Raw genomic sequence first — 15769 nt, forward strand, 5'->3', positions numbered from 1 at the left:
ATCGACAGGGGCAGGCCCTGGCGGTCGACGATGAGGTGGATTTTCGATCCCTTTTTGCCGCGGTCGGTCGGATTCGGTCCCGTCAGCTGCCCCCCCTGAGGGCCCGGACGCTTACCGAGTCGATCGCGCACCGCGACCAGTCCAGCTCGCCCCGGGCGCCGAGTTCGTCCAGAACCAGGCGGTGGAGCTTGGCCCACACCCGGGCCTCGGTCCACTCGGTGAACCGCCGGAAGACGGTGACACCCGACAGGCCAAATCCTGGTGGCAGTTGGTTCCAGGTGCAGCCCGAGGTGGCCACGAAGACGATGGCGGCCAGCACCTCGCGGTCCCCTCGTCGCCGATGCCCTCCACCCTGCGGACGGACCGGCGCCGGCGGCACCACCCGCTGGAAAAGAGTCCACAGATCTTCAGGTGCCATCCGCTCGACAAGCGCAGCAGTCATCACCCCAGACTGCCGCAAGATCACACCAAGTGAAATGGCGTCTAAGGGCCTGCGCCTGTCCGCACCTCACGGCACCACGGTAGTGACACCGAAATTGGTTTCACCGGAAGCGGTCGACGCTGCTTACGGCGTTGTTCTGCTATCGGTCAAGGCGGATGCTCTGCATGCCGCGCTCGAGGACCTGGCTCCGGCCATCGGTGAGGGAAGCGTGATTGTGCCTTTCCTTAACGGTATTGACCACATTGAGGTGATCGAGAAGCGTTTTCCCGGGCATCTTCTCGGCGGAGTCGTCAAGGTGGTCGCACAGTTGGCCGCAGACGGGACGGTAGAAGTCTCAGGCTCGGCTGCCAGCATGGAGATTGGAGAGCTCACGGGGGAACTCTCCGACCGCGCACGCCGGACAGCTGACACATTGGACGTCGACGGATACGAATTCAGCCTTTCCAGCCGTATACGCACGGCTATGTGGCACAAGTGGGTGTTCATCAGCACGGTCGCTGCCATCTGCTGCACTGCGACGGGAACGATCGGCGACGTGGCCTCGGTGCCGGGTGGCAGCACATTCGCTACATCCGTTCTGATGGAAACCTCAGCGATCTCGGCGGCGGCCGGCCATCCACTGTCCGCCGCCGAATGCGACGCGCTACGTTCAACGGTGACAATGGCGGGTTCCCCCTTCGCGCCGTCCCTGTACCGGGACATGATCGGCAATCGCCCGACTGAAGTCGAGAACGTACTCGCCTCGTTGTCCTCCACTGAGACCCGTCTGGGAATCCCCACGCCGCTCATCGATCTGGCGACTCTGCGCTTGAGGCTGCACAACCGCAGAGTCGCCTCATCGACTCCGTAACCGGCGCTCCCTGCCGTGAACGGCCGTCTTCATGGGAACCGCCCGTACAGCGGCCGCAGGGCGGCCCTTTGACGATGCGCGCGCACTCGAGGCCCCGCCCCTTGGCCCCGGAGCGGGGTCATCGCTGCTCAGGTGGGTGGGAGCGGCGCAGCTGACTCCTGGTTCCCGTGCGCCGAGTTGAAGAGACGGCAGGCTCGCGCTCCCTACGCCGGAACAAGACAGGCCGAGGGCGCGATCGGCCCGGTGAAGCCGCGTCGTTGGTGGCGCGGATTCTCAGGATGACGAACCTGAGGCACACCCTTGCCCGATATAGCTGTACCGCGTACGGTTATATCAGTAGGGGTTTCGTTCCTGGAGAGGGATATCAGTGACACTGCAGCTTGGCGACATAGCTCCCGACTTCACGGCCGCGACGGCCGACGGGGAGATCAACTTCTATGAGTGGCTGGGAGACAGTTGGGGTGTTCTCTTCTCTCATCCCGCAGACTTCACTCCGGTGTGCACGACCGAACTCGGCACCGTCGCTTCCCTCAGCGACGAGTTCGCCCGGCGCGACACAAAGGTGGCGGCTGTATCGGTCGACGGCGCGGAGGACCATCAGGCATGGGCCGACGACATCGCCGAAACGCAGGGGCATGCCGTCAACTTCCCCATGATCGCGGACGAGGACCGGAAGGTCTCCGAGCTGTACGGGATGATCCATCCCCTCGCCTCCGACACGGCGACGGTCCGCTCGGTGTTCGTGATCGGGGCCGACAAGCGAATCAAACTCACTCTCACGTACCCGGCCAGCACTGGACGCAACTTCGCGGAGATCCTCCGCGTAATCGACTCGCTGCGCCTGACAGCCGAGCACCAGGTCGCCACACCTGCGGACTGGCAGAACGGAGAGGACGTCATCATCACGCCGGCAGTCAGCGACGCCGATGCCGCCGAACGCTTCCCCGGCTACCGTTCCGTGAAGCCCTACCTGCGTTACACCCCTCAGCCAACCCGGGCGTGAGACAGGTCGCCAGCCGTTCCCCGAGGCATCGGCCTGCCCCGGTATCCCCGGACCATCCCCCCCATCGAACTGGTGCAGTAAGACCGTGTCCTACATGGTCAGTCTTCATGGACCGCGATCTGTCCGAGGTCGACTACGCGTACGTGTGGGCCGACGGCATCCACCTCAACGTCCGCCTGGAGGAGGCCAAAGCCTGCGTCCTGGTGCTCATCGGCGTGCGCGCCGACCGCTCCAAGGAACTGGTCGCCCTCAAGGACGGCTACCGCGAGTCCGCCGAGTCATGGGCCGACCTGATGGGCGACTGCGCCCGCCGCGGCATGCGCGCCCCGGTCCTCGCGGTCGGCGACGGCGCCCTGGGCTTCTGGAAGGCCTGGATGCCATGCCGAAGTCCGCGCAGCCCGGCGCGAAGAAGGCCGTCCAGGACATCTACAACGCCGAAGACCGCGACCATGCGGCACAGGCGATCAAGAGGTTCGCCACGTTCTACGGCGCGAAGTTCTCCAAGGTCGTCAAGAAGTTCACCGACGACCAGGACCAGCTGCTGGCGTTCTGCGACTTCCCAGTCGCCTCCGGGTGACCGTGCTGCCCGCCAGGCAGCCGAGTCCGACTGTTCGGTGCCATAGGCGTGGACCGGCATCCGGGCAGAAGGCGGATGCCGGAGGACCGGATCAGAGGCCTTCGGGTTTCAAGGGGACGGGGCCGAACACTCCTGCCTCATGTTGCAGTGCGGCCAGATCCGCGATGGCCTTGCCCCATCGGCGAGCATCACCGCCAGGACGGTAGCGATCCGGCGCGGATCATGCCCGATAGCGTGATCGAAGCGGTCCGACCGCAGTCGCGGTGCGGGCCCCGAAGCGCGGTGGCATCAGAGATCGCCGGCTCCAGCCGTGCACCAGCACGCCGGGCCGCATCCGAGCTGTCGTCACAGACATGACCTGGGGAGTGACCGAGCGGGCGTGCCCGGTGTGGGTGCGCCCGCCCGTCGATGCGTCAGGCCACTCCGGGGTACAGCAGGCAGTCCTGGGGGCGGATCAGCAGGTTGATCTCGTGGCCGGTGTGGCGCTCGGCGCTCTCGGCGTGGATCCGTAGGTCGCCGATTGCGAGTTGGTACTCGAAGCGGGCTCCGGTGTACGAGCACTGTTCGATCGTGGCCTTCAGGACGTTGACCGTGGTGTCCTCGGGCCTGACGTCCGCGTGGCTGGTGAGGGTGATGCGTTCGGAGCGCAGGCCGACGGTAACCGCCGTTCCAGGGGCGGCCGCCTTGTTGTGGGTGGTGACAGCCAAATTCTGCCCCGTCGAGCCGAGTTGCACGCGCACGGTCCCGTGGCCCGCAGCTGTGTCATCGTCGATGACACCCTCAAGGAGATTGCACCGGCCGATGAAACCCGCGACCTCCGGGGTGGCCGGGGTCTCGTAGATCTCGCTCGGGGTGCCGACCTGCTGGAGCCGTCCGTGCATGAACACGGCGATCCGGTCGGACAGCGACATCGCTTCCACCTGGTCGTGGGTGACGTAGACCGTCGTGATGCCGACCTCGCGCTGGAGGTCCTTGAGCCACAGGCGGGCCTGGTCCCGCATCCTGGCGTCGAGGTTGGACAGGGGCTCGTCCAGGAGCAGCACACCGGGGGAGTAGACGATGCCTCGGGCCAGGGCGACGCGCTGCTGCTGTCCTCCGGAGAGCTGGTGGGGGTAGCGGTCGCGCAGGTGCAGCATGTCGACCTTGCCGAGGGCGTCGTCGATCAGGCGTTGCTGTTCGGGCTTGGAGGTCCTGCGGAGCTTGAGCGGCATCGCGAGGTTGTCGGCGATGGTCATGTGCGGCCACAGGGCGTACGACTGGAAGACCAGCCCCAGGTTGCGGCCCTCGGGAGGCACGGTGGTGCGCGGGTTCCCGTCGAAGAAGACCCTGTCGCCGACTCGGATGGTGCCGGAGTCGGGGTGATCGAGGCCGGCGACGCATGACAGTGTCGTGGACTTGCCGCAGCCGGAGGGGCCGAGCAGTGTGAAGAACTCGCCGTCGGCGACGGTGAAGTCGATGCCTTCGAGAACGGTGGTGCCGTTGAAGGACTTCTTGATGTTCTCGACGGCCAGCTCAGGCATGAGCCTTCTCCTTCTTGTCCTTCTTGTCCCGCATCAGGAATCCGGCCAGGCCGGCGACGAGGGCGGTGACGGCGATCTGCAGGGTGGCGAGCGCGGCGACGGAGCCGGTCTCGCCCTGGGTCCACAGGTCGATGGCGGTGGTGCCGATGACCTGCGATTCGGCGCCGGCCAGGAACATGGCCGGCGCGTACTCGCGGATCATCTGGGTCCAGATGAGCAGGAACGAGGCGAGCATCGCGGGCAGCAGGAGGCGGATGAGGATCCGGGACACGGTGCGCCACCAGTCCGCTCCGGCCACGCGGGCGGCGTTGTCCAGTTCGGCGCCGAGCTGCATCGTGGCCGGGGAGATCGCTCCGTACGCCGAGGGCAGGGCGCGCACGCCGAACGCGATGATCAGCGCGAGCAGCGTGCCACTCAGCGCGTCCCCGCCCGGTATCCAGGCGAACGCCCAGAAGAATCCGATACCGACGATCAGCCCCGGCACCGCGTGCGGCGACTGCGCGGTCGTCTCCAGGACCCGTGCGAAGCGGAAGTCGGAACGGCGTGACACCAGGACCACGACCGTACCGAGCAGCGTGACGGCGACCGCGCCGTTGAATGCCACGGTGATGCTGTTGGTGATCGACTCGGTGTAGGGCTCGTAGTCGAAGATCAGCCGGAAGTTGTCCAGGGTGAGCAGGTCGAACGGGTTCACCAGCGGTGTCAGCAGCGAGGTGAACGCCCGTAGGACGAGGGCGATCATCGGCAGCAGCGCGCCGAAGACGACGTAGAGGCCGACGAAGGCGAAGCCGAGCCACTTCCAGCCGCCGATGTCCAGGAGGTTGGACCGGTTGGCCTTACCTCGTACGGAGACGAACCGCTGGGCGTGGCGGAGCAACCGCGTCTGCAGGACCACCAGGCCGATGGTGGTGAGCAGCACGAAGGTGGATGCCGCGCCCAGCAGGCCGTAGTCCGGGTTGATGGAGTCGATGCCCTGCTCGTACAGGAAGTTGGAGAAGAGTGTGATCCCGGCGGGTTCACCGAGGATCAGCGGGATGGAGAGGGTCTCCACCCCCGTGCCGAAGATCAGCAGTCCCGCGTAGAGCATCGGCGGGCGCAGCAGCGGCACGACGACGGAGCGCAGGATCCGGAAGGGCCCGGCGCCGACCGTGCGGGCCGCGTTCTCCAGCGACGTGTCGGAGGCCGCCAGGGCGTTGGCGCAGAAGAGGTAGGCGATCGGTACCTGGGCGACTGCCTCCACGAACGCCATGCCGGGCAGCGAGTACAGGTTCCACGGCACCCAGCCCAGGCCCTCACGGACAGCGGTGGTCAGGAATCCGGCGGGTCCGTAGACCACGATCCAGCCGAAGGCGAGGACCAGCGGCGAGATGTAGATCGGCCAGCGCAGCAGCTGTCCCACCACTCGGGCGGCGGGGAAGCGGGTGCGCTCCAGGAGCACCGCCATGGGCACGGCGATGGCGAGCGCGAAGAGCGTCGTGAGGGCGGCGAAGAAAAGGGTGTCGAGAATGATCGAGCCGAAGCCCGCCTCGGTGAAGAGGCGGGTGTAGTTCGACAGCGTGAGGGAGCCGCCCGCCGCGTACAGCGGCTCGTTGCGTATGGACTGGTAGAGGATCGGTACGACGGGTGCGAGGACGAGCGCGGCGGTGACGAGAAGGGTCAGCCAGTGGATGGTGACTTCGCGTCCGGCGCCGAACAGACGGCGGTACTGCGGCGGGCCCGGGGTGCCGCCGCCGGTGGCGCGGCGGTCAGGGGCGGGTGCCGGGGGTGTCTGGATGGCCATGACGACTCCGTACGAACAGGCGGGTGCGAGACTGGAGTTGCGGGGGCTGTGGTGAAGGCGGGACGGAGGTCAGCCCTTGGCCTTCTCCCAGCGCGCGACGTACTTCTCCTGCGTGTGCTCCGGGACCTGGACGTAGCGGTAGCGGTGGACACGGTCGGCTCCGAGCCGGCGTTCGATGTCCTGCAGGCTGTCCATGTCGTCCTGGCGCACGTCCGGCCGGTACGGGACCAGGCCTCCGGCGGCGACCGCGGCCTGGCCTTCGGCGGAGAGGACGAAGTCGAGGAAGAGGCGGGCGGCGTTGGGGTGCGGGGCGGTCTTCACGATGGACACCCCGCGAGGGATGAGGAGCGTGCCCTCCGTGCAGTAGCTCCAGCCGAGGAGGCCGGCGCTGTTCTCGGCCGCGGGGATGGCCACGCCGCCGCTGAGGTTGATGGAGAAGTCGTACTCGCCGGAGACGACCTTCTCCACGAGTGAACCCGTCGAGTGGTCCGCCTGCGTGAACGGCAGGACGCGCCGGAAGGTGTCCCAGCCGTCGGGGACCTGGGAGGTGTAGCCCTGGTTGCTGGAGTAGCCGTAGGCGTTGGTCGGGTCGTACACGCCGATCTTGCCCCGGAAGCGGGACGGCTTGGCCTCGACGATGGTGGCCAGTGAGCGGAGTCCCTCGGGGTACTGGGACGCGGCGAGCGTCTTGCGGTTGTACAGGACGACGACCGGGTCGGTCGACATGGCCCATACGCCCGGCAGCAGTTCGGCCCAGTCCGGCAGGTGTTCCTGCTCGGGGGAGCGGTAGTCGGCGGCGAGGCCGCGGGTCGCGTAGTCGCCCCAGAGGGGGCCGCCGTTGTTCACCAGCAGGTCGGCGGGGGATGTGCCGGCGGCGGCCTCGCTGTAGTAGCGCTCGTAGACCGCTGAGCCACCGAGGTTCGTGGCGCGGATGTCGGAGAGCCACGGGTAGCGCCGGGCGAACGCGTCGAAGGCCGGCTGCCAGTTGGTCTGTGAGGTGTTGGAGTAGATCAGGAGCTTCTGCTCCTGACGCGACGCGTCGACGATCTTGTCGTAGGCGGCGGGGTAGTAGGAAGGGGCTTGGGGGGCGGCGGCCTCCGCCTCGTCCGCCGTGCACCCGGAGAGGGTGCTGCCGGTGGCGGCGAGGGCGCCGACGGCTGCGGCGGTGTGGAGGATGCGGCGGCGGGACGGCCGGATCTCGGGGGCCGGGGCGGCTGCGGGCCCGGATCGGGTGGCACACATGGAGGCTCTTCTCGTAGGGGGCACCAACGGCGCTGTCAGCTGCTTCGAGAGACCGGCGGGCCGGTGGGCGCCGGTCTGAGCGCGGGGGGTGGCGGTTCTGTGGGCAGGGTGATGGTGGCATCGCGGTGGGGTCCGGCCAGGGCATATATCCGGGCCTGACAGGTAGAGCGATCGGGGCGCGCTCCGGTACGTGTGTGTCTTGGCCTTACGACGCTGTGACGGCACGGCGGGCCACGTACGGCAGGATTCCTCCGTGCCGGAGATAGGCCAGTTCCTGCTGTGAGTTGAGGCGCAACCGGAGGCAGGCCGTCATGCGCGGGCGGTCGGGGCGCTCGATGTGCAGGGCGATGGGGTTGGTACCGACCCGCAGGTCGTCGAGTCCTTCGAAGCCGAGTACCTCCTCGCCGGTGAAGGCGTAGGCCGACGCGTCGTCGCCCTGCTCGAACTCGAGGGGCAGTACGCCCATTCCGATGAGGTTGCTGCGGTGGATGCGCTCGTAGGACTCGGCGATGACGGCCCGCACGCCGAGCAGGGCCTGCGCCTTGGCCGCCCAGTCCCGGCTGGACCCGGCACCGTAGTTACGGCCCGCGACGACCACCAGGTCGTCGCCTGCCGAACGGTAGGTCGGAGCGGCCTCGTGCACAGGCAGTACGGCAGTGCGGTCGGCCGTGTGGGCGTGGCCGCCCCGGTAGCTGTCCGGCTCGTCGAGCAGCAGGTTGGTGACGGCGGCGTTGCTGAACGCCCCGCGCAGCATGACCTCGTGGTTGCTGCGGCGCGTGGAGTACTGGTTGAGATCACGCGGGGCGACCCCCCGCTCGGCGAGCCACTGCCCGGCGGCGCTCCGCGAGGGGATGGCGCCGGCCGGTGAGATGTGGTCGGTCGTGATGTCGTCGCCGAGCAGCATCAGCACCTTGGCCCGGTCGATGTGCAACCGCTCCGGTGCCGCGGCTGACAGATTCGTCAGGTGCGGGGGACGTCGGATGTACGTCGACTCCGCCTCCCAGGGGAAGCGGATGCCGCCGGGAGCCTCCACGGCGCGCCAGGCGGGGGTGCCTTCGCGGAGCCGTTCGGCGTTGGCCCGGAACATCTCGGGCCGTACCGATGCGGACACGCGTGCGGCGACCTCGTCGTCGGTGGGCCACAGGTCCTTGAGGAAGACGGGGGAGCCGTCGGCATCGGTGCCGAGGGGGTCGCGGTCGAAGTCGTGCAGGATCGAACCGGCCAGCGCGTAGGCGACGACCAGCGGCGGCGAGGCGAGGTAGGACTGGGCGATACGCGGGTTGACCCGGCCGGCGAAGTTGCGGTTGCCGGAGAGGACGGCCACCGGGTCGGTCGCGCCGTCGGCGGCGAGTCGCTCCAATTCGTCGTGCAGCGGACCGGAGTTGCCGATGCATGTCATGCAGCCGAAGCCGACGATATGGAATCCGGTCCCTTCCAGCGCGGACAGGAGACCGGAATCGCGCAGGTAGTCCTCGACGACCCGGGAACCGGGGGACAGGGACGTCTTCACCCATGGCTTGGAGGCCAGCCCCGCCTTCAGCGCCCGCTCGGCGAGCAGCGCGGCCTGAATGATCAGCGACGGATTGGCGGTGTGGGTGCAACTGGTGATCGCGGCGATGGCGACAGGGCCGGCGGGGAGCGGCTCTCCGAAGGCGTTGGGCGCGTCCGGCGTCAGGTCCGCGGTCGGCCTGAAGGAGTCCGGGACGCGGGAGAGTGGCAGGCGCTGGTGGGGCAGGTCCGGCCCGGCCAGGCTCGGCTCCACCGTGGTCAGATCGAGAAGGATCAGGTCGTCGTACTGCGGTTCGGCGCTGTCACCGGTCCGCTTGAGTCCCTGGGCGGTGAGGTACGTGTCGACGAGCCGGACGTGTTCCTCCTCCCGGCCGGTCAGCCGCAGATAGGCGGCGGTCTCGTCGTCGTACGGGAAGTAGACACAGGTCGCGCCGTATTCGGGCGCCATGTTGGAGACCGCGGCACGCTCCGCCCAGCCGAGCGTGAGGGAGCCCGGGCCGCAGAACTCCACGAACCGGTCCACCACACCCTTGGCGCGGAGCAGCTCGGTGAGGGTGAGAGCGAGGTCCGCGGCGCCGACGCCGGGGCGCAGGCGGCCGGTCAGGCGCACACCCACCACGGACGGGTACGGGATGGTGACCGGCTCGCCCAGCATGGCGGCCTGTCCCTCCAGTCCGCCGACGCCCCAGCCGACGACGCCCAGCGCGTTGATCATCGGCGTATGGCTGTCGGTCGCGACGAGTACGTCAGGGTGCAGCCAGGGCAGCCCGCCGTCGGTCGTGTCCGCGCGCCACACGACGCGGGCCAGTGCCTCCATGTTGACCTGATGGATGATGCCGGTCCCAGGAGGAACGACCCGGAAGCCCCGCACGCTGCGCTCAGCCCATTTCACGAACGCGTAGCGCTCCGCGTTGCGGCGGAAGTCGATCAGCAGATTGCGCTCGACGGCGTCCGGGCTCCCGTACGCCTCGACGATGACCGAGTGGTCGACGGTCAGGTCCACCGGCACGGAGGGCTGCAACAGCTCGGGGTCACCCCCGAGTTCGGCGACGCTGTCCCGCAGGGCCGCGAAGTCGGCCAGAGCCGGCAGGCACGTGGTGTCGTGCAGCATGATCCGGTTCGGGTGTACGGGCACCTCGCAGTCGCCGTCGCCCGTCCGGACGCGGGTGAGCATGTCCTCGAGCGCGGCAGGGGAACGCCGGGCCACGTTCTCCAGCAGGACCCGCACCGCGTACGGAAGGGCGGCGAGCCGCGCGGGCGGCAAGAGCCGTTCCAGCGGACGGTAGCGGTACGAGTGGCCGTCCACGGTCAGGACGTCAATGTGGTCTGTGCTCATGATCCCTGCTGTCGTTCCGGGGATTCGTCCACGCCGCGGTCAGGGCGAGGACCTCGTCGGCGGCCCCATATTGTCTCAAGGTGCTGGTTGATACAACAGTTGTGCCGAGGAAATCTGCGCACGGTGCCGAACGGCAGCAGGTCGCGCACGGCGCAGGTGTGTCCCGGGGCTCGCGGCGCGTCTGTCGGGGGCGCCCCTGTCACGCCGCCGGACCACCGGCGGCCGGCCTTCAGGCTGCGCAGGTGCAGGAGGAGCGGGAGTCAGCTGCCGGTCTTGATGACGCGCACCTTGTCGAGGTGGTTACGCAGGAACACCGAAGCCTCCTCGACGCTGCCGCCCTCCACCAGGTCCAGCAGGCGCAGATGCTCGCGGGCCTGGCCGGCCAGGCGGGAGCGGTCGAGCTGGAGGCGGTACTCGATGAGGCGGCGAAGCCGATTCTGCCTGCGTACGGCGTCCAGGAGGAACTGGTTGCCCGAGCAGCCCACCAGCATTTCGTGAAATGAGGCGTTGACCTGGAACAGCTCGGCTCGCGGCAACAGCAGGATGTCACCGCGCAGCAGCGCCTCCTGCTGTGCGCGGTGCTGGGCGAACAGTCCCGCGTCCACTGCAAAGTCGGGCTCAAGCAGTGCGTTGGGCTCGATGATCATGCGGAAGCGATAGCTCTGGGCGTGTGCCTCGACGGTGGAGAACGCGTGCTGGAACTCCCAGCCGCGCCCGCCCGTCCGGCGGCGCACCAGGTCCTCGCTCTCCATCCGGGCCAGCACTCGCTCGGCCTGACGCGGTGCCAGCTGGTAGGCGCGGCTGACGTCCGCCGCGGTGAACGGGCCGGAGAACCGGCCCCCGACGTAGTCGTCGGCGATCCGGAAGTACGCGTCCTGCTCCACGTCCGCGCCCTTGTCCAGGTCGGTCCGGGAAAGGGCGGCCGCACTGCGGGCGAGGAAGAAGCCGCGGTTGGGCTCCCGGGTGAGGATGCCGACCTCGGCGAGGAAGATCATGGCCTTGCGGACCGGCGTGCGTGAGACGTCCAGCTCGTCCGCCACCCACTGCTCGGTGACATGGGCGCCCTCTTCGAATCCGCTGCGGCGCAGCAGGTCGACCAGTCGGGTGGCGAGGGTGGTGGTCAGATTCGGCCGTGACATCAGCCTCTGCGCTCTTCGGGTGGGTACGCGGACCGCTTCATCCTAGAAGCTCGGGTGCGCTGACCCTTCTGGTCGGCATCGTAGGGTTCACGCCGAGCAATAATTGTGTCTAGAGTTGCAATAATACAATGACGCGCAGTGCGACGAACTAGGGTTCTCGATGCATACGACTCCCGTGCCCACCGCCGACCTCGCCGACCGGTTCGGCGACCGACTCCGCGTGTGCGAGGTGCAGTTCACCTCGTACGGGGCAGCCCGCTCCTTCGCCGGTCCCGTACGGACCGTGTCCTGCCGCGACGACAACGCACTCCTGCACGAGTTGCTTCGCACCCAGGGCGATGGCTGCGTAGTGGTCGTCGACGGCGGAGCCGCCCTGCTGACCACACTGGTGGGGGACCTGATGGCCGCCCGGGCCCGCGACAACGGCTGGGCGGGGCTCGTCGTGCACGGGGCCGTCCGGGACACCGCTCTGCTCTCCGGCGTCCAGGTCGGAGTGCAGGCGCTGGGAACGACACCGCGTAAAAGTGCCAAGGAGGGCGCGGGCCAGGTGGACGTACCCGTGTCGTTCGGCGGTGTCACCTTCGCCCCCGGCGACATTCTGCACGCCGACGGAGACGGCGTGGTTCTGCTGCCGGGTGACTGATCGGCTCTGTGGGTTTCGCCTCGCCGGGGCCGCCCGCCTCTGGGCGGGCGGCTTCCCGGTCGCTCGGAGCGACAGGGGAGCGGACCGGAAATCGAGTATGAGGCCGACAGCGCGGGTGCGCGGGTTCCATGGGCGGGTGCTCGCGGATCGCCGGGACCTGGGAGCGGGCCTGGAGTGAGTTCGTGCCCTTCCTCGGCCGGCCCGACGCGATCCGGCAGGTCGTCCTTCACCACCAACGCGATCGAGTTCCTCAACGCCCGCTGCCGGCGCGCGGCGCCCAGGCACGCGGACACTTCCCCAACGAAACGGCCGCGCTCGAACGCCTTTACCTCTACACCCTCGCCCTCGACCCCACCGGGTGCGGCCGCCAATGCTGGAATAACCGTTGGAAGAGCACTGACGAGTTCGACGTCCTTTTAGGTGGCCGCCTCACCCCCCGGACGAGTGTAGGTCGACCAGCCCAGCGAAAAACCTGTAGGCCACGCAGGCGAACCTAATTCCTGATAGTCCCCATCCACGCTCTTCACCACGCTGCGAGGCGGGATGGAAAAGTGCATGTCTTTTCTGTCGCCGGTCTGGGTTGAACTGAATATTTCATTCCGGTGAAGTAATTCAGAAGGTTTCGCGCGGCCGAATATGCGCCGGGTGCGGGTCCTCAGCTGCGGCGGCGAATGGAGGCGGATTCTCCCGCTCCGTGCGGAGCGTGCTCCGCAGTGGCCTGAATGCCTCGACGCTCAGTCGAACTGTCGTGCTATATCGCCGGTGAAGGGGGCTCCTGTCAAGAGGGCCTCTCTCCCCGATGCGCTCTTGTGGCGGGATCGAAGCTGTGTATACGGTTTCCCGGCGCGTCGGTCCTGGGGGCGGTCGCAGAGTTGGAAAGCGGACAAAGCGGCGGTTACCGTTGTCTACGGTGTCGCCGTTGCTGAATCGTGCGCATTTGGTAGGCGGTTTTGCTGGGCAGGATAGCTCTTCCATTCGTTTTGTCGAGGACTTCGATCAAAAGAGAGTCGAGCCTGTCTCGAAAGAGGGTCAGGCCTGTATGGTGTGTGTAGAGCGGCCCGATTACCTGCATGAATGTCTCGGGCTGGATGGTTTTCCATCGGGATCAGCGCGTGCGCACGACCTGTAAAATCCGCCGCTTTACGGGGGAGGTAAGCAGAGGGTGTACGACCAGGAAGATCCGCACCGCACAGCCGTCCGATCGGTGTGCCGGAAACCAGCGTCAAAGCTTCTTTGGACCCGAGGCGTCCGCAGTGGCGCCCCCGCTGGACCGGCGGCCCGAAGATGCAGGAGGACGCCGTGCGAGCCGGCCGTGGGCGGGAGGCCGCGCCCCGGCGGAGCGGGTGCCCACCGAGGCAGCGAGAGACGAGGGCGGCTGCTGTGAGCACTCCTTCGGCAGACCCGCTGGCCGGCGCCCACCTGGTGGCTGCGATCTCCGCGACGGCGCAGGCCGACCCCGAGCGCAAGGCCGTCGGCTTCGTCCGGCATCCGGAGCACGAGGGCGAGGATGCGCTGCGGAGCTACTCCTGGCTCGACGACAAGGCCCGCCGCATCGCCGTCCTCCTCCGCGCGGTGGGGCTCGGCGCGGGCTCGCGCGTGCTGCTGCTCTTCCCGCAGTCCGCGGAGTTCGCGGCGGCCTACGCCGGGTGCCTCTACGCGGGGATGGCCGCCGTTCCCGCGCCCCTGCCCACGGGGACTTCCCTGGAGACCGCACGCGTCGTCGGCATCGCGCGGGACGCCGAGGCGGGCGCCGTCCTCACCGTCTCCGACACCGAGGCCGAAGTCCGGCAGTGGGCGGCCGGAACCGGCCTGGGCGATCTGCCCCTGTTCTCCGTCGATGAACTGCCCGACGACGCCGACCCGGACGCGTGGCGGGAACCGGAGATCCGGGCCGACACCGTGGCGGTGCTGCAATACACCTCCGGCTCCACCGGCAGCCCCAAGGGGGTCGTCGTCACGCACGGAGCGCTCGCCGACAACGTCCGCAGCTTTCTCTCCGGCTTCGGCCTGGGAGCCGGCGCCCGGCTGGGCGGCTGGCTGCCGATGTACCACGACATGGGACTGTTCGGGCTGCTGAGCCCGGCACTGTTCAGCGGCGGCGCCGCCGTGCTGATGAGCGGCAGCGCCTTCCTGCGCCGGCCGTACCTGTGGCTGACGCTGATCGACCGCTTCGGCCTCGTCTTCTCCGCGGCGCCCGACTTCGCCTACAGCTACTGCGCGCGGCGGGTGAAGCCCGAGGAGATGGACCGGCTCGACCTGTCGCGCTGGCGCTGGGCGGCCAACGGCTCCGAGCCCGTCCGGGCCGAGACGCTTCGCGCGTTCACCAAGGAGTTCGCCCCGGCGGGGCTGCCCCCGAACGCGATGACCCCGTGCTACGGACTGGCCGAGGCGACCCTGCTGGTGTCCCTGTCCGCGGGGGAGTTGCGCACCCGGCGGGTGGACGTCGCGGAACTGGAGAACCACCGCTTCGTCGAGGCGGCTGCGGGGCGCCCGTCCCGCGAGGTCGTCTCGTGCGGCCGGCCCCCGGCTCTGGAGATCCGCGTGGTCGACCCCGCGACCGGAAAGCCCGTCACGGGCGACGGGGTGGGCGAGATCCGTGTGCAGGGCGCGAGCACGGCCAGGGGCTACTGGCAGAAAACGGAGGCGACCGCCGAGACGTTCGTCATGGACGCGGACGGCTCCGGGCCCTGGCTGCGCACCGGTGACCTCGGTGCCCTGCACGAGGGCGAGCTGTACGTCACCGGCCGGATCAAGGAACTCCTCATCGTGCACGGCCGCAACATCTACCCGCACGACATCGAGCACGAACTGCGCGCCCGCCACGCCGAACTCGGGGCGGTCGGCGCGGCCTTCTCACTCCCCACGGAGGAGGGCGAGGCCGTGGTGGTCACACACGAGGTGGGCCCATCCGTCCGGGCCGACCAAGGCCCCGAGCTGGTGACCGCCTTACGAGCGACACTCGCCCGTGAGTTCGGCCTCGCGTCGGCCGGCGTGGTGCTGGTGAGCCGCGGCCGTACTCCGCGCACCAGCAGCGGCAAGGTGCAACGCCGCCTGACCGCCCGGCTCTTCCGCACCGGGGAACTCGCCCAGGTCTACGCCGACCCCGGCGCCCGCCGGCTGATGGCGGCGTTCCGGGAGGCGGACGGCCTCCGCGGCGCCTTCCCGCCCCCGACATGACCTTGTGCCCGTCCTGATCCGCTTCCAGCGGCGGGCCCGCTCCCCGATCGTAGCAACGCGAACCCCGCGCACCGGTCGGCCCTCTGGACGAAGGCCGACCGGGACGCCCTCGAAGACCGGCCGATGCACCCACCGAAGACAGAGGTCCTACCCGCATGTCCCAGTCCCCGCCCCCCTCCCCGCCTGCTCCGCCGGACCCCGGCGCCCTGCGGCAGTGGCTGCGTGAGCAGTGCGCCGACTGCCTCGGCGTCCCCCCGGCGTCCCTCGCCACGGACGTCCCTCTTACCGACTACGGGATGACCTCCGTCACCGGAACCGCCCTGTGCGGCGTGGTGGAGGAGCACCTCGACGTCGAATGCGACCTGGGACTGCTCTGGCAGGAGCCGACGATCGACGGACTCACCTCCCGCCTGGCCGCGCACACCGTGCGCTGACGGCCGCCCGGCCCTCGTCCCCACACCACGCACACGCACGTGCCGAGACACTCGTGCGAGCGGACGCCGCCGCGTCCGAGCGTGCCGACACCCTTTCAGTCCGAGAGCGGGAGAAGC

General features: G+C 68.7%; 10 protein-coding genes and 2 pseudogenes. 6 read left to right on the forward strand and 6 right to left on the reverse strand.

The window, feature by feature from the left end:
* Nucleotides 1-442, reverse strand: a pseudogene (locus ACFYQ5_RS31090) (IS5 family transposase); the annotation flags it as partial.
* A gap of 34 nt (nucleotides 443-476) precedes the next feature.
* Here ACFYQ5_RS31090 and ACFYQ5_RS31095 point away from each other — a divergent pair.
* The 3 genes and pseudogenes from ACFYQ5_RS31095 to ACFYQ5_RS31105 form a co-directional block, all read left to right on the forward strand.
* Nucleotides 477-1292, forward strand: coding sequence for a 2-dehydropantoate 2-reductase N-terminal domain-containing protein (locus ACFYQ5_RS31095; RefSeq protein WP_389202386.1), 816 nt, complete (start codon nucleotides 477-479; stop codon nucleotides 1290-1292).
* 367 nt (nucleotides 1293-1659) lie between these two features.
* Entirely contained in the window at nucleotides 1660-2295 is a 636-nt protein-coding gene (locus ACFYQ5_RS31100) for a peroxiredoxin (RefSeq protein ID WP_389202387.1), read from the forward strand.
* A gap of 104 nt (nucleotides 2296-2399) precedes the next feature.
* Nucleotides 2400-2857: pseudogene (locus ACFYQ5_RS31105) on the forward strand (transposase); the annotation flags it as partial.
* Nucleotides 2858-3285: 428 nt separating this feature from the next.
* On the opposite strand, the gene ACFYQ5_RS31110 reads toward ACFYQ5_RS31105, so the two are convergent.
* The 5 genes from ACFYQ5_RS31110 to ACFYQ5_RS31130 all read right to left on the reverse strand — a co-directional run bounded on the left by ACFYQ5_RS31110 (nucleotide 3286) and on the right by ACFYQ5_RS31130 (nucleotide 11398).
* Complete coding sequence (locus ACFYQ5_RS31110) at nucleotides 3286-4392, reverse strand: ABC transporter ATP-binding protein (RefSeq protein ID WP_389202389.1); 1107 nt, start codon at nucleotides 4390-4392, stop codon at nucleotides 3286-3288.
* Complete coding sequence (locus ACFYQ5_RS31115) at nucleotides 4385-6172, reverse strand: ABC transporter permease (protein ID WP_389202390.1); 1788 nt, start codon at nucleotides 6170-6172, stop codon at nucleotides 4385-4387. The genes ACFYQ5_RS31110 and ACFYQ5_RS31115 overlap by 8 nt, the downstream gene beginning before the upstream one ends.
* A 69-nt stretch (nucleotides 6173-6241) precedes the next feature.
* On the reverse strand, nucleotides 6242-7414 hold the full coding sequence (locus tag ACFYQ5_RS31120; RefSeq protein ID WP_389202392.1) for an ABC transporter substrate-binding protein: 1173 nt from the start codon (nucleotides 7412-7414) through the stop codon (nucleotides 6242-6244).
* Between the two features lie 205 nt (nucleotides 7415-7619).
* Nucleotides 7620-10259, reverse strand: a complete 2640-nt coding sequence (acnA, locus tag ACFYQ5_RS31125; RefSeq protein WP_389202394.1) for an aconitate hydratase AcnA — start codon at nucleotides 10257-10259, stop codon at nucleotides 7620-7622.
* A gap of 260 nt (nucleotides 10260-10519) precedes the next feature.
* Nucleotides 10520-11398 (reverse strand): GntR family transcriptional regulator, encoded by an 879-nt coding sequence (locus tag ACFYQ5_RS31130; protein WP_389202396.1) that lies wholly within the window; start codon nucleotides 11396-11398, stop codon nucleotides 10520-10522.
* A gap of 160 nt (nucleotides 11399-11558) precedes the next feature.
* Between ACFYQ5_RS31130 and rraA the strand changes: the two genes are divergently transcribed.
* The 3 genes from rraA to ACFYQ5_RS31145 all read left to right on the forward strand — a co-directional run bounded on the left by rraA (nucleotide 11559) and on the right by ACFYQ5_RS31145 (nucleotide 15652).
* The gene (rraA, locus tag ACFYQ5_RS31135) at nucleotides 11559-12041 is read left to right on the forward strand and encodes a ribonuclease E activity regulator RraA (RefSeq protein WP_389202398.1); all 483 of its coding nucleotides are present in this window, start codon (nucleotides 11559-11561) and stop codon (nucleotides 12039-12041) included.
* Nucleotides 12042-13421: 1380 nt separating this feature from the next.
* Nucleotides 13422-15218, forward strand: coding sequence for a fatty acyl-AMP ligase (locus ACFYQ5_RS31140; protein WP_389202400.1), 1797 nt, complete (start codon nucleotides 13422-13424; stop codon nucleotides 15216-15218).
* 155 nt (nucleotides 15219-15373) lie between these two features.
* On the forward strand, nucleotides 15374-15652 hold the full coding sequence (locus ACFYQ5_RS31145; RefSeq protein WP_389202402.1) for an acyl carrier protein: 279 nt from the start codon (nucleotides 15374-15376) through the stop codon (nucleotides 15650-15652).
* Nucleotides 15653-15769 lie beyond the last annotated feature (117 nt).

The organism is Streptomyces sp. NPDC005794 (assembly GCF_042871445.1).
GTDB lineage: Bacteria > Actinomycetota > Actinomycetes > Streptomycetales > Streptomycetaceae > Streptomyces.